General features: G+C 61.0%; 24 protein-coding genes and 1 pseudogene. 16 read left to right on the top strand and 9 right to left on the bottom strand.

The window, feature by feature from the left end; translation table 11 throughout:
- Position 1: 1 nt before the first annotated feature.
- Together OB905_00390 and OB905_00385 are read left to right on the top strand one after the other, a co-directional pair.
- A complete protein-coding gene (locus OB905_00390; GenBank protein MCU4924443.1) occupies positions 2-1,069 on the top strand; it encodes a glucose 1-dehydrogenase in 1,068 nt (355 codons plus the stop codon).
- 667 nt (positions 1,070-1,736) lie between these two features.
- Positions 1,737-2,840, top strand: a complete 1,104-nt coding sequence (locus OB905_00385; GenBank protein MCU4924442.1) for a TrmB family transcriptional regulator — start codon at positions 1,737-1,739, stop codon at positions 2,838-2,840.
- Between the two features lie 626 nt (positions 2,841-3,466).
- Here OB905_00385 and cofH read toward each other — a convergent pair.
- Positions 3,467-4,870 carry a 7,8-didemethyl-8-hydroxy-5-deazariboflavin synthase subunit CofH gene (gene cofH / locus OB905_00380; GenBank protein ID MCU4924441.1) on the bottom strand — a complete coding sequence of 468 codons (1,404 nt, stop codon included), beginning with the start codon at positions 4,868-4,870 and terminating at the stop codon, positions 3,467-3,469.
- 215 nt (positions 4,871-5,085) lie between these two features.
- Between cofH and OB905_00375 the strand changes: the two genes are divergently transcribed.
- Both OB905_00375 and OB905_00370 read left to right on the top strand, forming a co-directional pair.
- Positions 5,086-6,105, top strand: a complete 1,020-nt coding sequence (locus OB905_00375; GenBank protein ID MCU4924440.1) for a phosphoribosylaminoimidazolesuccinocarboxamide synthase — start codon at positions 5,086-5,088, stop codon at positions 6,103-6,105.
- Between the two features lie 128 nt (positions 6,106-6,233).
- Complete coding sequence (locus OB905_00370) at positions 6,234-6,446, top strand: hypothetical protein (protein MCU4924439.1); 213 nt, start codon at positions 6,234-6,236, stop codon at positions 6,444-6,446.
- Between the two features lie 80 nt (positions 6,447-6,526).
- Here the strand turns inward: OB905_00370 and OB905_00365 are convergent, their stop codons facing one another.
- The 3 genes and pseudogenes from OB905_00365 to OB905_00355 all read right to left on the bottom strand — a co-directional run bounded on the left by OB905_00365 (position 6,527) and on the right by OB905_00355 (position 8,311).
- Complete coding sequence (locus OB905_00365) at positions 6,527-7,474, bottom strand: formyltetrahydrofolate deformylase (protein MCU4924438.1); 948 nt, start codon at positions 7,472-7,474, stop codon at positions 6,527-6,529.
- A 183-nt stretch (positions 7,475-7,657) separates the two neighbouring features.
- On the bottom strand, positions 7,658-7,966 hold the full coding sequence (locus OB905_00360) for a hypothetical protein (GenBank protein ID MCU4924437.1): 309 nt from the start codon (positions 7,964-7,966) through the stop codon (positions 7,658-7,660).
- 1 nt (position 7,967) lies between these two features.
- A pseudogene (locus OB905_00355) lies at positions 7,968-8,311 on the bottom strand (winged helix-turn-helix domain-containing protein).
- Between the two features lie 105 nt (positions 8,312-8,416).
- On the opposite strand from OB905_00355, the gene OB905_00350 reads away from it, so the two are divergent.
- The 4 genes from OB905_00350 to OB905_00335 all read left to right on the top strand — a co-directional run bounded on the left by OB905_00350 (position 8,417) and on the right by OB905_00335 (position 10,441).
- Positions 8,417-8,785 (top strand): hypothetical protein, encoded by a 369-nt coding sequence (locus OB905_00350; protein ID MCU4924436.1) that lies wholly within the window; start codon positions 8,417-8,419, stop codon positions 8,783-8,785.
- Positions 8,786-8,900: 115 nt separating this feature from the next.
- Positions 8,901-9,152 carry a phosphoribosylformylglycinamidine synthase subunit PurS gene (gene purS, locus OB905_00345; protein MCU4924435.1) on the top strand — a complete coding sequence of 84 codons (252 nt, stop codon included), beginning with the start codon at positions 8,901-8,903 and terminating at the stop codon, positions 9,150-9,152.
- Entirely contained in the window at positions 9,153-9,833 is a 681-nt protein-coding gene (gene purQ / locus OB905_00340) for a phosphoribosylformylglycinamidine synthase I (GenBank protein MCU4924434.1), read from the top strand.
- A gap of 152 nt (positions 9,834-9,985) precedes the next feature.
- Entirely contained in the window at positions 9,986-10,441 is a 456-nt protein-coding gene (locus OB905_00335) for a response regulator (protein ID MCU4924433.1), read from the top strand.
- Positions 10,442-10,510: 69 nt separating this feature from the next.
- On the opposite strand, the gene OB905_00330 is transcribed toward OB905_00335, so the two are convergent.
- On the bottom strand, positions 10,511-11,611 hold the full coding sequence (locus tag OB905_00330; GenBank protein ID MCU4924432.1) for an archaeosine biosynthesis radical SAM protein RaSEA: 1,101 nt from the start codon (positions 11,609-11,611) through the stop codon (positions 10,511-10,513).
- A 126-nt stretch (positions 11,612-11,737) separates the two neighbouring features.
- The gene (locus OB905_00325) at positions 11,738-11,935 is read right to left on the bottom strand and encodes a hypothetical protein (GenBank protein MCU4924431.1); all 198 of its coding nucleotides are present in this window, start codon (positions 11,933-11,935) and stop codon (positions 11,738-11,740) included.
- A gap of 89 nt (positions 11,936-12,024) precedes the next feature.
- Here OB905_00325 and OB905_00320 point away from each other — a divergent pair, with 89 nt between their 5' ends.
- From OB905_00320 to OB905_00305, 4 genes are all read left to right on the top strand, one after another.
- A complete protein-coding gene (locus tag OB905_00320) occupies positions 12,025-13,872 on the top strand; it encodes a PAS domain-containing protein (protein ID MCU4924430.1) in 1,848 nt (615 codons plus the stop codon).
- A gap of 105 nt (positions 13,873-13,977) precedes the next feature.
- Positions 13,978-14,166: a DUF1328 domain-containing protein gene (locus OB905_00315; protein ID MCU4924429.1), complete on the top strand. Its 189-nt coding sequence runs from the start codon at positions 13,978-13,980 to the stop codon at positions 14,164-14,166.
- 167 nt (positions 14,167-14,333) lie between these two features.
- The gene (locus tag OB905_00310; protein ID MCU4924428.1) at positions 14,334-15,020 is read left to right on the top strand and encodes a helix-turn-helix domain-containing protein; all 687 of its coding nucleotides are present in this window, start codon (positions 14,334-14,336) and stop codon (positions 15,018-15,020) included.
- Between the two features lie 77 nt (positions 15,021-15,097).
- Positions 15,098-15,409, top strand: a complete 312-nt coding sequence (locus OB905_00305; GenBank protein MCU4924427.1) for an ArsR family transcriptional regulator — start codon at positions 15,098-15,100, stop codon at positions 15,407-15,409.
- Positions 15,410-15,423: 14 nt separating this feature from the next.
- Here the strand turns inward: OB905_00305 and OB905_00300 are convergent, their stop codons facing one another.
- The 3 genes from OB905_00300 to OB905_00290 form a co-directional block, all read right to left on the bottom strand.
- Positions 15,424-16,887 (bottom strand): RtcB family protein, encoded by a 1,464-nt coding sequence (locus OB905_00300; GenBank protein MCU4924426.1) that lies wholly within the window; start codon positions 16,885-16,887, stop codon positions 15,424-15,426.
- Positions 16,888-16,986: 99 nt separating this feature from the next.
- Entirely contained in the window at positions 16,987-18,087 is a 1,101-nt protein-coding gene (locus OB905_00295) for a DoxX family protein (protein ID MCU4924425.1), read from the bottom strand.
- A 58-nt stretch (positions 18,088-18,145) separates the two neighbouring features.
- A complete protein-coding gene (locus OB905_00290) occupies positions 18,146-18,613 on the bottom strand; it encodes an archease (protein MCU4924424.1) in 468 nt (155 codons plus the stop codon).
- A 157-nt stretch (positions 18,614-18,770) separates the two neighbouring features.
- Here OB905_00290 and OB905_00285 point away from each other — a divergent pair, with 157 nt between their 5' ends.
- The 4 genes from OB905_00285 (at position 18,771) to OB905_00270 (ending at position 24,189) form a co-directional block, all read left to right on the top strand.
- Positions 18,771-19,247 (top strand): GNAT family N-acetyltransferase, encoded by a 477-nt coding sequence (locus OB905_00285; protein ID MCU4924423.1) that lies wholly within the window; start codon positions 18,771-18,773, stop codon positions 19,245-19,247.
- A gap of 317 nt (positions 19,248-19,564) precedes the next feature.
- A complete protein-coding gene (locus OB905_00280; GenBank protein MCU4924422.1) occupies positions 19,565-21,487 on the top strand; it encodes a hypothetical protein in 1,923 nt (640 codons plus the stop codon).
- A gap of 10 nt (positions 21,488-21,497) precedes the next feature.
- Positions 21,498-22,937 carry a Tat pathway signal protein gene (locus OB905_00275; GenBank protein MCU4924421.1) on the top strand — a complete coding sequence of 480 codons (1,440 nt, stop codon included), beginning with the start codon at positions 21,498-21,500 and terminating at the stop codon, positions 22,935-22,937.
- 352 nt (positions 22,938-23,289) lie between these two features.
- Positions 23,290-24,189 (top strand): acyltransferase, encoded by a 900-nt coding sequence (locus OB905_00270; protein ID MCU4924420.1) that lies wholly within the window; start codon positions 23,290-23,292, stop codon positions 24,187-24,189.
- The last annotated feature ends 11 nt before the right edge of the window (positions 24,190-24,200 follow it).

Genomic DNA, 24,200 nt, shown 5'->3' with positions numbered 1-24,200 from the left:
AATGCTCGCCATCGCCGTCGAGCGGGGCGAGAGTCGCCCTCGCGTTATCGACGTCGAGCGTCCGGAGCCATCGGAGGGGGAGGTTCTGATACGGATCCTCCGGGTCGGCATCGACGGAACCGACCACGAGGTCATCGACGGCAACCACGGCGGCTACCCCGAGGGGTCGGACTACCAGATCCTCGGCCACGAAGCCGTCGGCGTCGTCGAAGAGTCGAACGGGACCTCACTCGCCGAAGGACAGCACGTCGTTCCGACGGTTCGGCGTCCGCCGGCCGACGGCACCAACGAGTACTTCGAGCGCGGCGAACCCGACATGGCTCCCGACGGCGCGTACGTCGAGCGCGGGATCGCCGGTGCGCACGGCTTCATGACAGAGTACGTCACGAGCGAGCCCGAATTCCTGGTTCCGATCCCCGAGGAACTCGCAGAGACCGGCTTCCTCGTCGAACCGATCAGTAACTCCGAGAAGGCCCTGGAGCTGGCAACTGCCTCCCGGTCATCGTTCGAGTGGCAGCCCGAGTCCGCGATGGTCTTGGGTAACGGTCCACTCGGTCTCCTGACGCTCGCGATGCTCAGTGGCACTGGCCAGCCCTTCGAGCGCACGTACTGTCTGGGCCGGCGCGACCGGCCGGATCCGACGATCGACATCATCGAACGGCTGGGGGCGACCTACGTCGACTCTCGGAAGACGCCCGTCACCGACGTTCCCGAGGCTCATGAGCCACTTGACTTCGTTTACGAGGCGACCGGCTACGCGAAGCACGCGTTCGAGACGGTCGAGGCGCTGGCGCCAAACGGCGTCGGCGCCCTGCTGGGCATTCCGGGCGACTGGGAGTTCGAGATCGACGGTGGGAAGTTCCACCGGGAGTTCGTTCTCGAGAACAAGGCCCTCGTCGGCAGCGTCAACTCCCACGTCCCACACTTCGAGGCCGCTGTCGAGACGCTTCAGCGCTATCCGGACTGGTTTACCGACGAAATCATCACTCACGTGGTCGAACCCGACGATGTCGCGACTGCCTTCGAAACCAGTGACGACCGAATCAAGGTCGCAGTCTCTTTTGAGTGACAGACCGAAATAATATAGATTCAGTTAATAAATCTCTCTGATGTCGGACTAATTCCCAGACCCAAAAAGAGATCTACTCCAAGTCATATTACGAAGAATTGTCCACGAATCCCAATTCAGTGTCTAGGAGCCAACCACACTCTAGTAAAATATCTCTAACTATTTGAGAGAAAATATCCGTGGAAGGATTCTTAACTATTGTTTTGGCAATTTTCACACACACCCCTATCGATGTGTTTTCTCAAGCCAGGAACGGAAACGGTAGCTGTTGCTAAGAGTTTTACCGCGAGTAGAGAAGATTCTGAAAATATGCGTGTGGTGCATCTGCGTAGTGTTATCGGAGGGGATCACACCGCAGCAGCGACATCACGCACCGCCGTTCCAACTGACACCCCTCTATCGAAGTGTTTCGAGGTAATCTACCACCCTGCTTGCTGGTGAAGCGCAACGCAGTATGTTGCGAGATGGCGTCTTTTTCCCACATCGTGCCGATGTTCGTTATTTTCTTGTGGTGAAAATTTGCGAATGATTCCTCCCTCCAATTCAAGTCATCTATATCACCCCTCTGGAACTCGAGGTCCGTAGCGCTGAACTGGAGATGTGGTATAATATGGCATATTTATCTAGACAAAATCTTTATATAGAATAGTATGTGTAATAGTAACATATGTCCACAGAGGATCTATCGACCGACTTCCAGCAGATTATGCAGAAGTTCGACGTCAAAAAATACGAGATAGAGGGATACGTAACGGTCGTCGAACACGGGGCGTTGACTGCGCGCGAACTCGCAGAACACTCCAGTATTCCACAGTCGCGCGTCTACGACGTCGCTCGAAGCCTGGCTGAGACCGGATTGGTGGAGGTACACGAGTCAAGACCGATTCGTATCGTCGCAGTTGACCCTGAGGAAGCCTTTTCCAAGCATATCTGCGAGTTGAACAACGTTGTCGAGGATCTGAAACGGGAATATAATTCACCGACCGAAAAGATGGAGAACGGCTCCCTCGTGAAATCGCGGTCGACGATACTCCGGTATATCGACGAAGTGATTGCCAGCGCAGAGCGCGAGTTGTTCATCTCCCTTACGCCTGGGTTGCTAGAAAAGTTCGAGGACGAACTTCGCGACGCGGCAGCTCGGAATGTCACGACGAGTCTGATAGTGTCACCGGCTTCCAGAGCATCCTCGTCTGAATTCTTTGATTACGATAGTGTCGCCACAGACGCTCGTGCCCGCCGTGGTGTCACGACCCCGGTCGTCGCCGTCGCAGATGGCAGCTACTTGGTGTACGCTTCCCGTGAATTGATCAAGAACAAGACCGACGACTACGGAGTCATCCTCTGTGACTCGGAGATGGTGTCGATCGCGATCGAGTTCTTCCAGAGCACTATTTGGACGACGTCCGAGCGCCAACTCTCGGCGAGTAATACACAGATCGGATTTCCACAACAGTACGCGTCCATCCAACACTGCAAGCGGGATCTCGCCGTGTTAGACGAACCCGTGTACGCACGAATCGTCGGACGTGACGTACTAACCGGTGAACAGCGCGAAATCACTGGAAAAGTCGAACTGACCCACTCCGAAGGCTATCCGGGCAATACGCACATCGATTCGTTCGCCATCAAAAGCGGAAACGAAAGGATGCTGATCGGCGACCGGTTCGCAAGTCACCAAGATGTCGAAGCCAGAACCATCGAGATCAACGATCAGCCGTACGCCAAAGAACAGCGGTATAGCGAAACGAAACTCAAAGAAGGAGTGAGCTAGAAGCGAGGAGAGTAGATCACTGGCTCCAGTCCACACCTCCGTAGAAGGGGTCCGTATGACATTCAGGTGTGTGAGCAGGGCCGTTGAGTTGATTTGAACAGTTACTCGCAAACCTGGTTGACGAGAGCTCCGACGCAGAGTTAGAAGAAACGTGGCAAAACAAGCGGATAGAAACGTCCCCAAGATCGAAGCCCGCGTGTTGTCCATCAAAACGCGTTGCGCTCTGAAGGCGCCCGTTCGGGAACTCCCTGTCTTCTTCCACGCAACTGGTAGTTCGTTCTAGGGGAAACAACACCACCCTTCTTAATTGTTCAGTTCGTACACTATCATTCAGTCCGGAACAGATGCCTTGATTAGAGATACCGCAATAAAACTGCCAAAATTGCCGAAAAGCCCCGATAATGGTGAAACACCTCAAAATCAAGGAAGAGGATATTGTAGACATATTACAATCCTATGTAACAGAACGCTGGTTCTCTAGGTCGCGTTGTTCAGCCGCCACAGCCACTGATCTGACGGCTGTGAGTGGGTGCGTAGGTCGTCCAGTACCGACACTAAAAGCGATAACAATCTCGATCGGATCACGATGGCACTCTTTGGCTCACCGATCTCTACAGCGGTTGCGATCAATTGTCGACCAGCTGGGAGCGCTCGTTACGTGCGAGCAGCGGTGTACCGTCGGCTTTCGGACCGAGTTGGGGTCCAAGCGGCGACTCGTCGGGGTCGACGACACGGCGTTGCTCGTAATCCGTCGAGCGCTCGACAGGGATCCGCCCGATCGAGGAGATCAGATCGGCGTAGTCGGCGACCGATCGGAACTCGCCGTACTCGCCGCCGGCGCGTTTGGTGATCTCCTCAGAGAGGATCGTCCCCATGAAGTCGTCGGCACCGCAAGCGAGCATCTTCAGCCCACCCTCGTCGCCGTACTTGACCCAGGAGGACTGGATGTGCTCGATATTGTCGAGGAACAGCCGCGAGACGGCGATCATCAGTTCGTCCTCGTCCTGGGAGGCACCACCCGAAACCACGTCGTGCTCGTACAAAGGCGTGTTCTGGTGGACGAACGAAAGCGGGACGAACTCCGTAATCGCGCCGTCGACGCGCTCCTGGAGGTCCCGCACCCGTTGTAAATGGATCGCACGGTGAGCTTCGTTCTCGACGTGGCCGTACATGATCGTGGCAGTGAGCCCGAGTCCGACGTTCGCAGCCGCCTCCATCGCGCGCAGCCAGCCGTCAGTGTCGATCTTGCCCGGGCAGATGACGTCACGAACCTCGTCGACGAGGATCTCAGCGGCCGTTCCCGGCACCGTATCGAGCCCCGCATCTCGGAGTCGACGATAGACCTCCTCGTAGGACCAGTCGGTGCCTCGACGGGCGTGGTAGGCCTCTTCGGGGGTCATCGAGTGGACGTGGACACCGTCGACGCTCATCGCCGCGATCTGGTCGGCGTAGGTTCCGGGATCGGTGTCGTACCGCACTGGGGATTTGTAGTTGACCGCCCGGGCGGCCGCCTCGGGGTCGTCGGCCGCGCGGGCGTCGAGAATTTCGCGGTGCTCGTCGTCGAGGGCGAACGCGGGGTGTAAGCCCGAAACCGAGCAAACCTCGTAGGTTCCGCGATCGACCGCATCACGGACGATCTCGCGGGACTGCTCGGGCGTCTTGGTGAACCCGACGGTCTTGGGGCCGGATGCCTCTTGCCGGTCCGACTCGAACAGATGGGCCGAATCTTTGAAGTTACAGAACAGACAGCCGACGTTACAGGCGGTGGTGACGTTGTTGTTCAAGTTCGCGACGAAGGTGACCTCCTCGCCGACGACCTCGGCCCGCCGACGGTCGGCAGCCTCGAGCACCTGTTCCTTGCGCCGGGGATCGATTCCGGAGCCCTCCGTCCCCGTCGTCAGCAGCTCGATCGCGTCGTCGACCGAGAGTCGGACGCCGTCTCGCGCCTTCGCGAGCGCGTTCTCGAAAGACTGGCCCGTCTCGGGAACGTGTTCGAAGGCGAGATCGGCGTCAGTGACCGGTCGCTCCATCGTCACAACGAACCGCGTACAACGAGAAAAACGTGGTGAATCGGGTCCACACGGGTCGCGATTCGGCTGAGATCGACTGCTGTCTCTCGGCACGGACAGAATGAAACCTTCATGAGCCGTGACACCGGCTGTTCGAGTATGATCGAGGGTCGACCGAGTCGATCCGGTGCAAACCGGGCGACGACGCGGCGTGTCGCGACGATGGGGTGTCTCGAATGACGAGCGTCAAGGAGTTCCGAATCGAGGAGGTGGCGACCGCCGAGAAGCTGGGACGAGGGGCGTTCGTCTTCACCGACGACTACTCCGTCTTCGACTGGGGGAAGATGCCCGACCAGATCCCCGATAAGGGTGCGAGCCTCTGTACAATGGGCGCCTACAACTTCGAACTGCTCGAAGCTGCGGGAATCCCGACTCACTACCGCGGCGTTATCGAGGGTGGCGAGGTCCGAACGCTCGACGAAACCACGCGACCACCGTGGGAGATGGCGATCGATCTCACGCAGGTACCGGAGCTGCCAAACGAGGGCCGAGAGTACGACTACGTGGCCTACCACGAGGCGGCCGGTGAGAACTACCTGATCCCACTCGAGATCATCTTCCGCAACCGCGTTCCGATCGGCTCCAGCCTGCGCCGGCGCACCGACCCCGCAGACCACGGACTCTCGTTCGACGAGTGGCCCGAGAAACCGGTCGAGTTGGACGAACCGATCGTCGAGTTCTCGACGAAGTACGAGGAAGGCGACCGATATCTCAGCCGGGACGAAGCCGACGAGATCGCCGGCCTGGCGTCGATCGCAGCGCTCGAGGAACGCGCTCGTGAGGTCAACCAGGTCGTCACCGAGCAGGCGACGGCAGCAGGGCTCGCCCACGACGACGGCAAGATCGAGTGTCTGTACTACCAGGGAGAGATCCGGGTGGCCGACGTCGTCGGCACCTTCGACGAGAACCGATTTAGCTACGAGGGAACGCCCCTGTCCAAGGAGGTGTTGCGCCAGCACCACAAGCGGACCCAACCGGAGTGGGTCGAGGCGCTCGAAGCAGCGAAGGTCCAGGCGAAACGAGAGGACGTCGCCAACTGGAAGCGCCTCTGTGACCGCGACCCGGAACCGCTCGCAGACGAGATTCTCGAGACGGCGCGCAACATGTACTGCGCGGGAACGAACGCCTACACGGGACGGGAGCTCTTCGATGCGCCCGCACTCTCGAGAGCGGTCGGTGCCGTGAGTCGACTGTAACTCTCTGGCCGCCGACAGCGTTCAGGTAGAGTGGTTCATCATCCACTACCATTCTCACAGGTGCCAAACGACTGGATCGAGAAAGTAAGGCCCATATACGATCAGTCGATAGCTGGTACTAGGCTACCATGACGTCCCTTGAAAGCACTACCGTGCTCACGGCGAGCATCCTTCCGTTCGAGCCAACTGTCGGCATCACCGTCGTTGCGAGTATCGCCCTCGTGCTCATCGTCGCGTTCATGACGTACCTCACGTTCGCACCAGTCGATTCACCCTCGGTAAGCGAACAGGTTGAGCGATCGTCGGTAGAGACCACCGGCGACGCGAGCGGCGGCGACTGATCGGCCGCTTCGCTCCGCCGATTTTTCAGTTACCTCGCAGCGTTTCGTAGTGCGTGTTATAGAGGCCGCGACCGTTAGTGCTATCGGTCTTCGAGGACGTCGCCAACTCCGTCGATCGGGCGGTCGGGCGTAAACTCCGCGAGTTCCTCGGGGAGACCCAGCTGATACTGGTCGCCGTTCTCCCGAACCTTCGTCCGGCCGCGGTGGACGGAGACGTCGCCGTTTAAGTGCAACTGGACGGCCTCGAGCAGGGCATCGGCCTCTAGGGGCTGGCCGCGGTGCTTTACCTCCTCGACGTCGGCGTCGTCGGGGACGTCGAACGCACGCTGGGTGATGACCGGCCCTTGATCTAAGTCCGTCGTCACGTAGTGGGCGGTGACGCCCGCGACGCGAACCCCTTCTTCGACGGCCTGTCGGTAGGCCTCTGCGCCGGGGAAGGCAGGCAGCAGCGAGGGATGGATGTTGATGATTCGATCCTCGTAGCGGAAGACGACGTTCGGTCCGAGGATGCGCATGTACCGCGCGAGGACGATGAGATCGACGTCGTACTCGGCGAGCACCTCGAGCAGTTCGTCCTCATTTTGCTCGCCCGACTCGGTGCCAATGTCGTGAAACGGCACGCCGTAGTGGTCGGCCATCGGCTCCAGATCGTCGTGATTGCCGATGACGACACCGATGTCGGCACCGAGCTCGTCGTTGGTCCACGCCTCGAACAGCGCCTCTAAGCAGTGGCTCTCTTTGGTGACGAGAACGGCGATCTGCTGGTGGTCGCGATCGGCGGGGAACCGCACCTGAACGTCGAGGCCGAGATCCTCACCAAGCTGGTGGAGGTCGTTTCTGAGCGTGTCCTCGGTACAGACCATCTCGCTCGTATCGACGGCCAGATACATCCGGAAGACGCCGTCACGAACCGCCTGGTCGAGGTCCTCGATGTTGACCCCGCGCTCGAACAGGAGGCTGGTGACGCGAGCGATGAGTCCGGTGTCGTCACTTCCGATCACCGTGATCTCAGTTACGTCGGTCGTCACCGAAGCCACCTCCACTCGAGCGAGTGTGCAGTCATTAGTACGTTTCTGAGCGCGGGCAGCGTGAAAAGCGCTGCCATTCGTTGCGTCTCGCGAGGGGAGGCGTCGTCCCACAGAGCCTCGTTCGAGGGGTGTCCCCCGCACATCTGTCAGCCAAACAGCAATCACGGGGCCACCAGATAGCGATTACGGGTCCATTCGAAGGGCAGAGAGGATCACGAGCAGACCCAGAATCAGACTCGCCTCAGTCACGGCGACGAGCGTCAACTCCGAGATTCCGGGGACGAAAAGCGAGAGGAGCAAGATCGCAAACGGGAGACCGAGGACGAGCACGAACCCAAGTGCGAGAAAGAGCATGGGTCGACTCCGATTCGATCGGTAGCCGCGGTAGGCGATATACGCGATCGTCAGTCCGAGGGCCGCCTTCAGAACCTGCGAGACGAGGCTGAACTGCTCGATCGGTTCGGACGCAACCGCGAGGAGCGCGTCGACCACGTCACATCCCCTCGATTAGCCGGGTGAACCGGTCGGTCATCGATTCGCGTCGTGCGATCCGAACGGTGAGTCCGTCCTCGTCTAGATCGACGACGATTTGCGCTAAGTTCGTCGCGTAGACGCTGTGATGGTGTCCACCTTCGGTGTCGACGCGTGTCTGCTCGACGAGGAGATCGCACTGTCGCAGATCCTCGAGTCGCGGTAGATCGTCGGTTCCGAGGCGTCACAGCGCTCACTAAGTGCGTGTGCTGACATGGGTTCTCGGACGGTTTCGGTGAGGATCGCCCGTGCCGTCGGATCTTCGAGTAGGGCAGCGAGATCGTCGAGCCCACACTCCTCACTCACAGTGTCTGCGTTAACACGGGCCATTGATAAATGAGTGATGGGAACTTCAGCACGTGAAGCCCTGGGGACCGTCCTATTGGATTTCGACCCGTCGAGACGAATATGGTGACGGACGAATCAATCGACCAGCGCGTACCGTTTCCGCTCCCGGGCCCGACGGCGTGGGCCGCTCTCGCAGCACTGGTCGTCGGGGTGACCGTACTGGGGTACGGCACCGTTCCCGAACAGATGACAATCCACTGGCGACTCGGGCTCGACGGAACGGTCTCGGAGCGAACGGCGGCTCGCTCGGCCGTGCTGCTCCCGTCGGCGTTGCTGGCCGTGCTGACGTTCGCGGTCGCCGCCGCCTTCGCGCGGGTCCGAGACCGATCGTCGGAAACCGCCCTCGTGTACGATCTGGTCGTAACCAGCGTCCTGGTGGTGTTGCTGGCGCTCCAGGTAGCGCTGGTACTCCTGAACGTTTCCCTGGCGTAAGAGCTGGGTTACGTTTACAGCCGCTTCCAGCGTCCGGTTGCCGACGATATCCACGAACGTGTATCACAAATCAAACCCGAAAGCGTTTTTGAGCACGGATACGGGGTTTCGAGTGATGACCGCCTACACCGCGACGGTGACGGTTCGACTCAAACACGGCGTCTTGGACCCCGAGGCCGAGACGACGAAGCAGGCCCTAGAGCGGCTTGGCTTCGAGCTCGAGGGACTGCGCTCTGCAGATCGGTTCGAGGTCGACCTCGACGCCGAGGACGCAGACGCTGCGGCCGACCGGGCCGATGAGATGGCAGAACGGTTGCTCGCGAACCCGACCATCCACGACTACGACGTGGAGGTCGCAGAACGGTAGATGACCGTTTCGATCATCAGATTCGGTGGCTCGAACTGCGACCGTGACGCCTTGCGCGCGCTCGCCCACCTCGACATCGACGCCGAGATCGTCTGGCACGAGGACGGTCTTCCCGCAGACACGACGGGGATTATGCTTCCCGGTGGGTTCTCCTACGGCGACTACCTGCGCGCCGGCGCGATGGCAGCCCGCTCACCGATCATGGACGAGGTCCGCGAGGCAGCCGCCGACGGCGTTCCCGTCCTCGGCGTCTGCAACGGCGCCCAGGTCGGCTGCGAGTCCGGACTCACTGAGGGGGCGTTCACGACCAACGAGAGCGCCCGCTTCCAGTGTGAACACGTCTACCTGCGCGTCGAGCGCACAGACACTCCCTGGACGGAGGCCTACGATGAGGGCGAGGTGATCGAGGTACCGATCGCTCACGGCGAGGGCCGGTACGAGATCGACGACGGTCGGCTCGAGGAACTCGAAGCCGAGGGTCGCGTCCTTTTCCGATACTGCGACGAGAATGGCCAGGTGGGACCGGACGTGAATCCGAACGGCTCGAAGCACAACGTCGCGGGAGTCACAGGCGAGCGCGACACCGTCGCGGTCCTGATGCCCCACCCCGAGCGCGCGACGCTGCCCGACATCGGACAGACGGATGGCCAGGGCGTGCTGTGTGGGTTCGAGACGGCGTAGTCGTACCGTCTCGGTTTTGTTCTCCCGGCAGCCGACACCGTGTCGGTTGTTCTGTCAGTAGTTGTCGCGAGACGAGGCGCTCAACTCACCACTGCTCTCAACAGTTCTGATGCATGCTAACATCCATATGTGGCGCCTGTCACTATGGACTAATGACCAGATCGAGCGAGGTCGAGCAAGTCCTGCTCGTAGAGGCAAATTCGGGTGATGCCCGACTCGTAGAGGAGGTGTGTCACGAGATGGGGCTCGGAGAGGTTCTCCACGTCGTCTCGACTGGATCGGACGCGCTCGATGCCGTGACTCAACGCGGCGACTACGCTGACACTCCTCGACCGGATCTCATTATCCTCGACTGGCACCTCCGGGAGATGGCTGGAAACGAAGTGCTAGCGAAACTGAAGAGTGATCCGGCCCACAAACACATTCCCGTGATCGTCACGACCGGGTCAGTATCCGAACGCGAGATCTGTGACATCTACGAATCGAACGCAAACGCCTGTATTTCGAAACCGGCGGGACCTGACGAACTAAAAGCGACCATCCGAGCGTTAGAAGACTTCTGGTTGTCAGCCGTTACACTCCCCAGAAGTACCGATCGTACGGAGTAGTGAGTGCGTCGAACGCTCCTCGACGATAGCTCTCCGCCAGTCTCGGTGTAAGCGGGCTCTCGAAGTGGGTTACCGGGTCAGGGGCTGGTTGAAGCTCGTCTCTCGCTCTAACACCGTCTCCCAGGTCAACTCGCACTCACAGGAGACCTGCTCGAAGACGGTTGGGTCCTGCCGGAGGCCGAAGTCCTTGATCGCCTTCTGGACGAGGTCGTCACACTCCGTACAGTTGTGTGGACCACGATCGGAGCCGTGACCGACAGGGTCGGAGACGACGATTGCGTCGACGTCTGCGGTCTCTTCTAGGACGTGGGCGACCGACCAGAGCCACGGCGGCCGGTAGCCGTTACGGAAGTAGAGATCGTCGACCATCGTGTACCGCTGGACGTTACAGGGGTTCATCGAGACGGTGTGACAGCCGGCGACGTCGGCACAGCGCTCGATCGAGGAGATCATGTCGTCGACGGCCTCCGATTCCGTGAGGAAGGGCGGCTTCATGAGCAGGTAGGCCTTGATGCCGGCGTCTGCCTCGTCGCCCGCCTCCGCATCCGCCGTGGCGGCTTCGGCGCAGGCGTCTTCGAAGTCCGCGAAGTCGAAGTACTTGTTCACGCAGTCGTGGCGGACGCGGTCGGTGGCCGTCTCGAGACCGATCGCGACGTCGGTGTCGACGCCGTACTGGGTGAAGTCGGCGATCTTCTCCCGGTCGACGAAATCAGGCAGTGATTCGACGACCATCCGATCGCGGTCGGCGAACGTCTCGGCGATCGTGCGCCGCGTCTCGGCGCCCACCTCGCGCTCGTCCAAGAAGGAGCCGGAGGTGTAGATTTTGATCAGGTCGGCTGGCTCGTCCGCGTTTTCGTCCTCGTGATCGAGACAGACCTGAATCTGGTCCATCAGGGCTTCGTGCGAGACCGAGCCGCCGTCGACGCTCTCGGCGACATAGCCACACATCGTACAGCCACCGGCGCGGGCCCAGCGACAGCCGCCCGTATTGAGGATAATGGTCAGGCTCTGTTTGACTCCGTTGGGGGTGTTGTCCTCGTCGAGCCAGACGCGAGTGGGCTCGTGGGGATCGTAACTGGCCTCTTTGCGCGAGCGGATCTCGCGCATCACCTTGTTGTGGGCGTCCATGCCCTTGCCCTGCTCGTAAACGTCGGGCGTGGGGGTACTCATTGTCGAGAGAAGCGCCTCGGCGCCTAAAGCGTCTTCGTTGCTCGGCGTCGAACGTGTGTGTGTCACTCGGGCGTCCGCTATCTGTAGGCAGCGAGAGCACCCTACCTTAAAAAGCGGGCGAGGCTATCACCGCAGGCGAAGCTCTCGCGTGGCGACCGCACCGCAACCGGGGCAGCTCCGGCGGTAGGTGACGGCCGACCCGGTCGTGACCGCACGCCACCCCCCGTCCTGATCGACGAAACCACACTCCAGACAGCGAAAGTCGGCGTCGTCAAGCGCTCGCCGAAGCCGGTCGAACGGTGATCGGTAAGTCGTGTGAGACATACTCAATCATAGGCGCGGAGTCAGTATAAGTATCGGGGGAACGGGTAGCGGAGGCGACGGTTTGAAAGGCTGGTCCACGTATGCATCGTATGGACACGGCCGATGGCGAGCACGGTGAGTGGGGCTCGCCGGAGCAGGCAGCGATGACGCTCGAGGCGATTACGGACCCGGTCGTCCGGGTAGACGGGAAGACGGTCACGTATGGAAACCGAGCAGCGCGAGAGAAACTGAACGCATCCGAGGGAACCGATCCACGATCGTTACCTAGCTGGGAGCAAATCGGGGCAGCGATCGACGAGATGGACGCCGAAACCATCCGCACCGTCGACCGTGCCACGGAGCAGTACGACGCGCGCATCTACCGCGGGGTCGGCGAGACGACGATCGTCTACGAGCGTGCATCTGATCGCTCCTCGAACGCAGTAGACGTGAAAACGAAGGCTCGTGTGGTCGACGAGACGCCAGTTGGTGTCGTGATTTCGGATCCGTCGAAGGAGGACAATCCGCTCGTCTACGTCAACCAGGCCTACCAAGCGGTGACCGGCTACAGCTTCGAGGAGGCGATCGGACGCAACTGCCGATACCTCCAAGGGGAAGACACGGATCCGGAGACGGTAACGCAGATGCGAGAGGCGATTGAAGCGGAGGAACCAATCACCGTTGAGATCAAAAACTACCGGAAAGACGGCACCGAGTTCTGGAACGAGGTGACGATCGCGCCCGTCTACGACGACGGCACGCTCACCAACTACGTCGGGTTCCAGAACGACGTGACGGCGCGCAAGGAGGCCGAACTCGAGGTCCAACAGCGCCGCGAGCAACTCGAGTACATCTTGGAACGCGTCGGCGGACTCGTTCAGGACGTAACGAGTGCCGTTGCGGGTTCGACCTCCCGGTCAACCCTCGAGACCGCAGTTTGTGAGCGAATCGCCGACGAACCGGCCTACGACGGCGTCTGGATCGGTGAGCGTGAGCCGGGGACGACGTCAATGGATATCCGGGCCAGCACAGGCGTGGCGCCTGCGTTACCGGCGAGCGAACCCGTCGCAGACGAGGCGCTCGCGGCCGGCGACGTCGCTGTCGGCAGCGAAGACGAGACGACCACCATCGCGGTACCGCTTCGGTACAACGAGATCGAGTACGGCGTGTTAGTCGTCTTGACAGGCGGTGACCGCGAGATCGATGAGCGAGAGACCGCTCTCTTACAGGCGCTTGCACGGACGGTCGCCAGCGGGATCAACGCCCGCGAGACCAGTCGGACGCTCGCGACCGACGCGGTTGTCGCCGTCGACATCGATATGACGGATCCGACGCTCACACCGGTCGCACTCTCTGAGGCCGCCAACTGCCGACTCGAGTACCGTCGCTCGGTTCACCGAACCGGTGCCCAGACGGCATCGCTATTTACTGCGACGGGCGCCACGGCGGCGACGCTGGTTGAGGTGGGCGCCGAACGGGACGAACTGGACGTATCCGTACTCGTCGATCGAGAGGATGCCTGCTTGATCGAGGTGAGCGAAGCGGATGGACTCGTCGCCTGGCTCGCAGAGCGAGGCGTGCGAACGAAGGCGATCGATGCGACCGACGGACAGGCGCGGGTGACGCTCGAACTGCCGCGATCGGCCAACGTTCGCTCGGTCATCGAATCGATCTCGGACCGTTACGAGGGAAGTGACGTCGTCTCGATCACTCACCGCGAGGTCGAGCCGGACACTCGCCAGGAGTTTATCGCCCAGCTCGAAGACGAGCTGACGGATCGGCAGTTCACCGCCCTACAGCGAGCGTATCTCGCAGGCTACTTCGAGTGGCCGCGGCCGGCGACGGGTGAGGACGTTGCCCAGTCGATGGACGTCTCGCGTCCGACGTTCCACGAACATCTGCGAAATGCGGAACGAAAGCTGTGTCAGGCGTTCTTTGGCGACGACTACGGGCTGTAGCGAGCGGTGAACGGTGTCTTACTGATCTGTAGTCCGCGGTTAGTCGCGAGAACGGTCGCGGACGGTCGGCGTCGTTTATCAGCAGGGTCGTGGTGGGGTCCCATCATGATTGAGTCGACGGTTCCGTTTCAAGTTGGTGACGGTGGATTCCTGTACTGGGCGATCGTCTTCTTCGTCCTCGCGATCATCGCGGCCGCCGTCGGCGCCCGCGGCGTCGCCGGCGTCTCGATGGAGATCGCACGGATCTTCGTGCTGATCTTCGTGGTGCTCGCGATTATCGCGCTGTTGTTGTAGGCGAGTCGTGCTCGCGCCCGTCAGTCGAACGCCACGAACACGCGATAAGTGCCGAGTTCGACCTCTCCTTCTCGAAGCCGAATCCGGGCCAATATAACTGACTAGAGAATTACCAGACGTCAGGGGTGTGCCTAGAAGACTAAACGACTTTAGATCCATTATCCAATGTGAGTCTCATTGCAGATATAACGCTCTCTGGCGAACTGCTTCTTTTCGAATCGACGTTCGAGACGGTTCCGAGAGCAGAGTTCGCCTTTGAAGACGTCCATTATCTCTCCGATGAGAACGGCGCAACTGCGTACGTATTCTTCATCTGGATGTCCGGATGTCCGGTGAGAGAGTGGGAAGAAGGGCTAGATGTAGACGAAACCGTCAACGAGTTTCGGAAGGTCACGGAGATCGACGGCCGGCAGCTGTACCGGATCGACACACAACGGTTTTCGCCCGATCAACCGCTAGTCTTCCCTCTCTGTCGGCGTCTAGACGTCACTATCGTTGATTCCAGGCGGACTGCAGAAGGGTTACATCTTCAAGCGCGGTTTCCGTCGCGCGAAACGCTCAATCGCTTTGTCGATACTGTCGACGGATCGAACGCGAAAGAGATCAGCGTTGAGCGCCTCTACACAGAAACGCGGGAAGAACCGAACCTGCAGTTCGATCCGACGAAAAAACAGCTCGAAGCGCTGGAGTTGGCTCTGGCAGACGGATACTTCGACGTCCCGAGTCAGACGAATCTGACCGAACTCGCAGAGCTCGTCGGGATTTCGCGACAGGCGTTCTCGCGGCGACTGAATCGGGGGCTGTCAGCGGTTCTCGAACGTGAATTCGGTCGGTCAGCCGGAAACCGAACATAGACAGAAAGGTATAGAAGAAGGTGCATATGCACCGTAACTGAAATGCCTGGGCCGGGCGTCTTTTCAAGAGCCAGACAATGGTGGACCAGACCGCCGCAAGTCGAGCGTTCAAGGTACTTGACCACCGATCCCGCCGGCGCATTCTCTGGACAGTCGCCTCGAAGACCAACGAGATCGACGTAACAGTGCTTAGAACCAAGCTGGGGAACGCGAATGGACGAACCGTGGCGCTACGTCACACACACCTGCCGAAACTCGAGGACAGCGGATATCTGATCTGGAACCGTGAGGCGGGGACAGTCGAGCGCGGACCGCAGTGGGAAGAGATCACACCGATGCTCGAACTGTTCGAAGAACACGCCGAAGAGCTCCCCTACGACTGGCGGTAGTTCCGCTGAGTCACTCACCCTTTGATATTGCAGACGGGGAATGTCCGCGCGACCTTGTCACCGATGCCGAGTGCGTCAGAGACGCGGACGACCTCGTCGACGTCCTTGTAGACGCCCGGGGCCTCCTCCGCAACGGTCGCACCCGACTGAGCCTTGACGTAGATCTGCTGTTGATCCTCGAGCTCCTGTTGGACGTCACCGCCCCAGTACTCGTTTTTTGCCTGTGTACGGCTCATCAGCCGGCCGGCACCGTGGGCGGTCGAGCCGAACGTGAGATCCATCGAATGCTCGCCGCCGCGAAGGACGTAGCTGCCAGCACCCATGCTTCCCGGAATGATGATGGGCTGTCCGACATCGCGATACGCTTTTGGAACCTCGGGGTGTCCTGCCGGGAACGCCCTGGTCGCACCCTTGCGGTGGACGTAGAGTTCGCGCTGCTCGCCGTTTACTGTATGTACTTCCTTCTTTGCGATGTTGTGAGCCACGTCGTACAGCAGGTGCATCTCCATTTCCTCCCACGAACGGTCGAAGACCCGCTCGAAGACCTTCCGGGTGCGGTGCATGATGAGCTGGCGGTTGACCCACGCGAAGTTGATTGCGGCGTTCATCGCGCCATAGTAGTCCTCCGCGAGCTGCGAACCCGCGGGCGCCGCGGCGAGCTCCTTGTCGGGAAGCTGGTTCAACAGGCCCTGATGTTGCTGTTCGATCTGGCGAAGGTAGTCGTTGCAGGTCTGGTGGCCCAGCCCGCGAGAGCCACAGTGGATGAGGACGACAATCTGGTCCTCGGAGAGGCCGTAGGCGTCGCCCACCTCGTCGTCGAAGACGTCCGTCACGCGCTGGACCTCGAGGAAATGATTGCCCGAGCCAAGCGAGCCGATCTGGTTCTTGCCCCGATCCTTGGCCTTCTGGCTCACCTTGTCGGGGTCGGCCCCCTCCCGCATTCCCTCGTCCTCGCAGTGGAGCAGGTCCTCCTCGACGGCGTGACCGTGCTCGAGCGCCCAGTCGACACCACGAGCAAGGATCTCCTCGACAGTATCGACGCCCGCCTCGACGACCCCGCCGCCGCCGAGCCCTGACGGAATGTTGGTAAACAAGGAGTCGACGAGTTCCTCCTCGTGGCCTTTCAGGTCGTCGTAGGTCAGGTTCGTCCGCATCATCCGGACGCCGCAATTGATATCATAGCCAACCGCTCCCGGCGAGATACAGCCGTTCTCGGCGTCCATCGCGCCCACGCCGCCGACGGGAAAGCCGTACCCTTGGTGGCCGTCGGGCATACAGATCGCGTAGTTCGTGATCCCCGGAAGGTGGGTCGTGTTCGTGATCTGTTCTAGGGTCTTATCCTCGGCAATCTCTTCTAAGAGCGAGCGACTCGCGAGCACTCGGGCGGGGACGCGCATTTCGCCTTCTTGGGGGACCTCCCAGACGAACTCGCGTACTCGCTCGAGCGTGACGTCGCCGGCGTCGAACGTTTCGGTCATACCCAACAATCCGACGCCGACGCTGAAAGAAGTTCCTTCGTAGAGGCGGCGGAGATCGATGTCCGACCGTCGGTCCTCGAAGCCGCCCCAGTCGCCACATTAGAGGGTCGGCAGCCGGAACGCGGTGTCCCGATCGGCCGCCTGGATCCGGTTGTCGAGGGCGGCAGGGCCACCGCCGGTGATCAGCAGCACGGACGCCATCCCGAACAGCGCCACGTGGGCGAGAACCGGATCGTCGGGGAGGGCAAAGAGGGTAAGCGTGAAGATCGCGATCGCCGTCGCGGCGCTCGCGCGAGTGAACAGGCCGGCGATGAGTACGATCCCGAGGGTGACCTCCGACAGTCCGGCGCCGAGGACCCACAGCTCGGGCGCGACGGGGACGACGGCCGTCAGGTCATACCGGTCGACGACCGCGAGAGCGAGGCCGGGCTGGAGCAGCTTCTGGGTCGCGCCAAGGTAGATGAAGGTCAGACCGAGCCCGACTCTGGTAACCGTCGGCATATACCGTGCGTAGGGTTCGATCCAGGACTGGAACGAGCGAGCTGGCCCATAGACGACGTCGAACCGGCCGTAGACGGTCTCGGGGCTGCCGGAGACGCGCTGGAGGACGTGATCTGCGCTTGGCTTGCCGCTGCCGACGAGCGCGAGCGCGAGCAGGCCGCCGACGAACTCGAACTGGAGAAAGAGGATCGGCCATATTGCGACGCCGACGAGGTAGGTCGCCAGCGCACAGAGTGCGACGACCCGAGTAGCCAGCCCGAACAGCAGGAGAAAGCCGAGTGCGACCTGCAGAATCCGCAGCTCTACCTCCAGAGCGGGACTGATGAAGTAGCCCGCAAAGCCGGCGCCAATCAGCGGAATGCCAAGCGAGATGCGCAGGAGCCAGGGGACATAGCTGTGGTACTCGGCCATCGCGGCCCGGAAGGCAGCAAGATCCCGCGAGAACGGCTGGTAGCGCAGGTAGACCAAGCCGACGACGAGCACCGCCAACCCGCCGACAGCCAGGGGCGCGACGACCATGGGGTCAGCGAGGGCATCACCGAAGAATTCCCCGACGGAAACGTCGCGCTCCTCGTCGACGACGTACTCCTCGTGTGCGTTTGCCGTCCCCGACAGAGCGAACAGGGCGACCGATGCGACGACGATACCGACGAGTCTGCGTCCGAGCGACGACCCCCATTCGGGGCGAAATACGCACATGACATCGTTCGGTACGCTGCCCGCGCGAAAAAACGAACTGGTTCGGCTACCGATCGAGTCAGACGTCGAAGACGACGTAGGCCTCCCAGCCGTCCGCAACGGGCTCCAGTCGCATCTCGGAGTACGTCACCGCCTTGACCTCGCGGGCGTCGATGCGATCGAGTGGTATCGCGCGGGCGCTGGCTTCGATCGAGAGGGATGCGTCGACCTCGCGCTCGGCCGTCTCGTCAGTGTGGTGTGGCGGGGTCTCGTCACTGTCCTGTTCGATCGTCTTGACCCGGTTGTCGACCGGCATCACCTCCCGAACGTCGCGCTGGTAGATGAGTTCGTCGAGGTAGTCAAACAGCAGCGCTTCGCGGTTTTCGGCCGTGACGGAGACCGAAAAGCGGTCTCCCACGTCGGCCGGAACGTCCTCACAGGAGGCGGCAACCAGTCCGTCGGCGACGGCGGCGAAGACCGACTCAATGTCCGCGCCGGTCGCGGCGACGCCGACGTCGGCGGTGTGATCGCGGAGTTCGAATCCCATCGACCACCAGTTGGGGAACCACCGTGGTAGCGTCGTCGGTTCGGCGCCGACGGTGCCGTCGTATGCAAGGTGAGTCGACCATCGGTATCCGTACCGTCGACCCGTAGACACCCTGCTGCCGGTGGAATTATATTGACGTCGCTGTTACGTCGTGGTAGTGAGCGTCAACATCGACCGTCGCGTCGTCTCTCCGGGAAGCGACGAGTTCGTCGACGACGCCTGGGAGCTCAAAGAGGAGATCAACCGCCTCGAGGGTGTCTTGAAGCAGCAGCGCAACTTCTTTACGAACGCCTACCGGCGGTCGACTGTTCACTGCTCGTTACAAAACGGCGAGCTGATCGGCTTCGCGGCGGTCCGACGCGACGGCTACGTGCTCTTTCTGGCCGTGGCACCGTCCTGTCAGGGCGAAGGAATTGGACGGGAACTGCTCGCCCGCGTGGCCGAAGATCACGAGACGATCACCTGCCACGCCCGAACCACGAACGAGGGGGCCCTGGAGTTCTACCAACACCTCGGCTTCGAAATCACTCGCCAGATCGACAGCTACTACGAGGACGGCGGCGACGCCTACTACCTCAAACTCGGTGCGAGCGGTAGTCTGACCGATCGGCTCTCGGAACTCATCCGTCGATAAGGCGCTGGGTCAGTGTCGACGGCGACGCTTCCGCGAAAGTACAGTTCGAGCAATTCGTGAGTAGGTCCGCTACCGCTGTACTTCTCAAAAGTAAACATGTGGTCAGTGTATGAATGGACTTTCCGAACACGGTTTGCTAGAGAGTGTATTGAGACGTTCTTGGATCTAATCTAGATAAAACTGAACATACATAAGGGCTTTACAGTAGAAAAACCCGATCCTATCCGATGTCAAAGAGAGATGACAATTCGCAGAGAATAGCAACTGTCGACGAGTCAAGAGTTCCACGGCGTGACTATCTACAGCTAGCGGGTGCCTTGGGTGGTGTCGCTGCGCTGGCTGGCTGTCTCGGTGACGATGACGAGAACGGCGATGACGGCGGAAACGGCGACGATGGCGGCAATGGGAACGGCAACGGCGACGACAACGGCGACGACGACGAACCAGAGCAGATGGAGCCGTCCCCTCGGCTCGAAACGGCCGGCTACGCCCCTGCTCGATCGTTCGACACCCATTCGTACGAACGCATTCACACCCACCGCAAGTCAGAGGCGATCACAGCGCTCCTTCGAGATCCGGAGGTTCACGACGTCGTCAGCGACTGGATCGTCTCGTTCGAGGCCTACGAAGTGTTGGACAATCATATCGAGACGATCAGCATTCAGGGATGTCCCGACTTTAGCGTCGATCGGAGTGGGTTCTACGACGACGCCGACGAAGCCGTCTTCGACGTGACCGCGGAGGACCGACAGGTCGTGTACGGCCTGATCGATCGATACACGGACGAGATTCTCGCGCTCGAGATCACCGATCCAATGGATGTCGAGTGGACGAAAGAGCAGGACGAAGAGCAGATAGCGATCGGGAAGATGATCCACGAGCACCCAGACGTCGAAGACGAGTTCGGCGACTTAGAGGAGTACACCTGGTACCCCTCCTGGAAGGGCGTCGGCGGCGGCGGTTTCGGCGGAATGGGGAACTTCGGGCTGGCTCACGGGGAGGGCAACACCTCCGTGCAGTACATCAAAGACGACGGCGAGGTCAGAGTTCTCAGTGCCTTCATCGATGGCTCGGATGCGGACGATGCTGAACTGCTGACCGTTCGAATCGTCGACAATCAGGTCGAACACCCGCCACAGAAACTTGCCGAGACGGTCGATCCGTACGACGAGTCCGTCCTCGGTGTGGTACCGGATGTCGAGTTCGAACAACGCCCCTACTACACCGCCCCCAACGGGATGCATCGCATCGAACGGCCCGACGAGGAGTTCGAACAGGACGGCTGGAGCATCGAGTACGATCCTGCTGAGTACCAGGGCTTTACCGTCTCGGCCGATTTCAACGGTTCGCCGGTGTTCGAGGCGATGAACAGCCCGATTACGTACACGGGCTACTACCTGCCGCCCCGTGAAGGCCGGAACACGCTCGACTGGTACTTCCCGGACCACGATACGATGTTCAACGGGGATTTGCTGTTCTGGGACATCCACATGCGTGACTTTGGCGGGCCGGGAATCATGGGGAAACTCGACTTCGACGCCGACAACGGTACGCCGTCGGGCTTCCAGCTCAAGGGCCACTACCACACCGGTGCGGAGGGAGTCGAGAGCATCGACTTCCACGCGGGTTTCCGGTACGGCCCCTACAACTACGACATTTCCTACGAGTTCTACGAGGACGGCGTGTTCATGCCGCTGTTCAGGCGTGCCGGACCCGGATTCATCACCGAGTACATCGACATGGTCACCGAAGACAGCGAGGCGTACATGGACGGCGACGAGTACGTCCAACCGGTCCTCCAACACTACACCTCCTGCCAGGCGATGGACGTAACTCCTGGGACCGAAGACGGCGTCGAGATCGAACTCTTCGACGGCGAGGAGTGGGGTCACCCCGACGAGGAGTTCTACGTCGAGGGTGCAGGTGGAATGGTCGCCCGCTTTAGCAACCCGGACGGACCGGAGACGATCGAGGTTCCACTCGACGACGACATGGAACTGGTCGTCGTCACCCGGGACGAAGACGAGATTGGGCCTGGCGAGGCGTCGGCACACCGGCGCGTCGACGAGGCGGAGCAGTCGGAGCTGTACCACCCGGCCCAGTACGTCGACGGCGATCCGATTCAGGGCGAGCGCGTCATCGTCTGGTTGCTCATCCAGGGTGCCACCGATCAGATGCCGTACCCCTCCGGTACGTCGAACTTCGCGACGAACAAACAGATTCGACTCCTAGGGTACTGAGACGCTTGAAATGACGGCTCCCGACGACGACCGATCCCATGTGCACGGCAACGACGACAGCCAGTCCTGCGCCGGCAAAACGACCCTCTCACGGCGGGCGTTCGCTCGATCCGCCGTTGCCGTGGGAGGCGTTTCGGCACTTTCAGCCTGTCTCGAGGCCGGTGAGGACCGCCGGTCCGACGGAGCCGACGATTCGACCCCCGATGATACCGGTTCGACTGGAGACGACGAGTCTGATCTGAACGCACCGACAGGTGTCGACGATCCGACGTCGTTGCCGGACGGTCAGCACGTCTGGAACGACGTGTTGGGAACCGACAACGACGGGAACGTGCTCCCACCCGAACATCACGTCCTGCTCGACCTTTCGCTGGTGGCCGAGCCAGACGACCCGGACGCTCGCGAGGACCTCGAGCGTGCCTTCTGTGCGGTCGAACGCGCTGTGGCGTGGAGCACCGACGGGATCCTGTTCACCATCGGATACACGCCGGCGTATTTCGACCGGTTCGACGAACCCCTTACCGAGCACGTCGATCTCCCCGAGCCGACGCTGCTGTCGTCGATCGAACCGACTGACGACGTCGGAATCGATACCCACGACGCGGCGTTACACCTCGCGAGCGACGACCCTACTGTCGTGCTAGCCGTCGAAGAGGCGCTGTTCGGTGCCCTCGACGAACTCAACGGTGAGGAGATGGACGCGACCCTCGAGAAGGTCTTCGAACGGACGAAACGGCGAACCGGATTCGTCGGCCCTGGCCTGCCGGCGGACCACCAGGACGGTCTCGAGGGAATCCCGGACGGAGCGCCCGTTCCCGAGGAGGCCCCGTTTTTCATGGGCTTCCGGTCGGGGTTTCGCGCCAGTCAGGCGACCGAAGACCGCGTGACCATCGAGGACGGCCCCTTCGCCGGCGGAACGACTCAGCACGTCGAATCACTCGAACTCGACTTACACATCTGGTTCGAGGACAACGAGCACAGCGGTCGGATCGCGAGGATGTTCAGCCCCGACCACGCCACGACGGGCGACGTCGGATCGTACGGCCAGCACATCGAGACCGAGACCGGTGCGCTCAACGTCGCCGATCTGATCGACGAACACGCCGAGATGGACGGAATCGTTGGCCACGCCCAGAAACTCGCCCGAGAGCGCGAAGACGGTGAACCGTTACTGCTACGTCGGGACATCAACTCGACGGACGACGACGTGGCCGGCATGCACTTCATCTCCCTCCAGCGCGATATCGGCGAGTATCGCCGTCTCAGGACGGCGATGGCCGGCGAGGAGTTCGTTCAGGAGGGACTCGACGGCGACGACCGCATTGGACTGTCCGTCGGCCGGCGCCAGAACAACGGCATCCTCCAGTACATCACGGTCTCCCAGTGGGGCCACTACCTGCTCCCGCCGCGCGAGCACCGCTCGCTCCCGAACCCGAATCCAATCGGCTAGTTAGGGGGGAGTCTGATTTCCACACACTGGACGATCGTTCGAGTTCCTGGCGCGACGGCCACCCGGGTGAACGGACGCTATTGTGAGAGTGCCGGGTTGACCCCATCAGATCGGTGCTCCGCTGCGGTCCAGATCGATGCTCCGCCAGGGCCGATCCGTGGTCTGCCGTGATCGATCGGGAACACGCAACTGCCCACGATGAATGGTCTCGTAGGAGGTAATAACAGTATTAGGGGTAGTGTTATGCCAAATAACCACTTAATCGATATATGAATACACAATCATACACAGATAGTAGTCTAGAATGGACGTATGAAGCTCCAGGTCACTCGGCTGAAAGGAGGCAGGTGCCATGACCAAACGGCAGGTTTCACCACCGCATGCGGTCGAAGCGACCGTCGACGCGGCGATCGAATCGATCGACGAGCGCCTCTCCAGTGGGGAGACGGCAGCCGTGGTCGGCGAACTCTTGGCTGAACTATTCGGAGATCTCCAGGCGTACGAGCGCTATCAACGCAGTGAGAAGCTGTCGCCAACGACCCGTATCCGGGTGGCGAGTTACGATCCACGCAACGCCTTGGTCGAGACCGAACACTGGGCCGAACAGCCACTCGAGGAACTCCGCGAGGCGAAGTACTTACGATACCTGTGGGCCGGCTTCGATCGATCACCGTTGGCCACCAACCTCGCGTTCGCGCTGCCGTTCAGGCAGCTCCTCGCTGACCACCTCTTCGCCGAGGCGGGAGACAATCTCCGGCTGTTCGGCGGCATCAAGATCCAGTGTGGCAACAACATCGTGATGGGCGACAACACCGTCGTCCACAACGACGTCCTGCTTGACGACCGCGGGCAGCTCACAATCGGTGACCGAGTCTCCATCGCCGATCGTGCCCACGTCCACACGCATGGCCACGACACCGTCGACCAGACCGACGTCACGACCTTCGAGACGATCCTCGAAGACGACGTTCGGCTGGGCTACGGCGCGATGATCAGCGCCGGCTGTCGAATCGGTGAAAACGCCATGGTGGGTGCGTCCGGGATGACGCTGGGCGACGTCCCAGCCCACCACATCGCTGCTGGCTCGCCTGCCAAGAGCGTCAAAGTGAAGCCGGGCTGGGAGGCGGTCGCGGCCGATCTCGGCCCGCTGACCGACAACCGTGAGAGCCGGACGCTCGATCGCGAATTCCCGGACGCCTTCGAAGAGTTCGACGAATTTGGCCGGAACCTCGTACCACCTGGCGAGGCATAACCCACGCCGCG

It is taken from the genome of Halobacteria archaeon AArc-dxtr1 (assembly GCA_025517425.1).
Classification (GTDB): Archaea; Halobacteriota; Halobacteria; order Halobacteriales; family Natrialbaceae; genus Halostagnicola.
The sequence above is the reverse complement of the archived record's forward strand: the minus strand, read 5'-3'. Positions and strand labels throughout refer to the sequence as shown.

What these genes read in the sequence shown, in the direction of transcription:
- OB905_00390 (MCU4924443.1), top strand. Translation starts at nt 2, where the DNA reads ATGCTCGCCATCGCCGTCGAGCGGGGCGAGAGTCGCCCTCGCGTTATC.
- OB905_00385 (MCU4924442.1), top strand. Translation starts at nt 1,737, where the DNA reads ATGTCCACAGAGGATCTATCGACCGACTTCCAGCAGATTATGCAGAAG.
- cofH (MCU4924441.1), bottom strand. Translation starts at nt 4,870, where the DNA reads ATGGAGCGACCGGTCACTGACGCCGATCTCGCCTTCGAACACGTTCCC.
- OB905_00375 (MCU4924440.1), top strand. Translation starts at nt 5,086, where the DNA reads ATGACGAGCGTCAAGGAGTTCCGAATCGAGGAGGTGGCGACCGCCGAG.
- OB905_00370 (MCU4924439.1), top strand. Translation starts at nt 6,234, where the DNA reads ATGACGTCCCTTGAAAGCACTACCGTGCTCACGGCGAGCATCCTTCCG.
- purS (MCU4924435.1), top strand. Translation starts at nt 8,901, where the DNA reads ATGACCGCCTACACCGCGACGGTGACGGTTCGACTCAAACACGGCGTC.
- purQ (MCU4924434.1), top strand. Translation starts at nt 9,153, where the DNA reads ATGACCGTTTCGATCATCAGATTCGGTGGCTCGAACTGCGACCGTGAC.
- OB905_00335 (MCU4924433.1), top strand. Translation starts at nt 9,986, where the DNA reads ATGACCAGATCGAGCGAGGTCGAGCAAGTCCTGCTCGTAGAGGCAAAT.
- OB905_00330 (MCU4924432.1), bottom strand. Translation starts at nt 11,611, where the DNA reads ATGAGTACCCCCACGCCCGACGTTTACGAGCAGGGCAAGGGCATGGAC.
- OB905_00325 (MCU4924431.1), bottom strand. Translation starts at nt 11,935, where the DNA reads ATGTCTCACACGACTTACCGATCACCGTTCGACCGGCTTCGGCGAGCG.
- OB905_00320 (MCU4924430.1), top strand. Translation starts at nt 12,025, where the DNA reads ATGGACACGGCCGATGGCGAGCACGGTGAGTGGGGCTCGCCGGAGCAG.
- OB905_00315 (MCU4924429.1), top strand. Translation starts at nt 13,978, where the DNA reads ATGATTGAGTCGACGGTTCCGTTTCAAGTTGGTGACGGTGGATTCCTG.
- OB905_00305 (MCU4924427.1), top strand. Translation starts at nt 15,098, where the DNA reads ATGGTGGACCAGACCGCCGCAAGTCGAGCGTTCAAGGTACTTGACCAC.
- OB905_00300 (MCU4924426.1), bottom strand. Translation starts at nt 16,887, where the DNA reads ATGACCGAAACGTTCGACGCCGGCGACGTCACGCTCGAGCGAGTACGC.
- OB905_00295 (MCU4924425.1), bottom strand. Translation starts at nt 18,087, where the DNA reads ATGTGCGTATTTCGCCCCGAATGGGGGTCGTCGCTCGGACGCAGACTC.
- OB905_00290 (MCU4924424.1), bottom strand. Translation starts at nt 18,613, where the DNA reads ATGGGATTCGAACTCCGCGATCACACCGCCGACGTCGGCGTCGCCGCG.
- OB905_00275 (MCU4924421.1), top strand. Translation starts at nt 21,498, where the DNA reads ATGACGGCTCCCGACGACGACCGATCCCATGTGCACGGCAACGACGAC.
- OB905_00270 (MCU4924420.1), top strand. Translation starts at nt 23,290, where the DNA reads ATGACCAAACGGCAGGTTTCACCACCGCATGCGGTCGAAGCGACCGTC.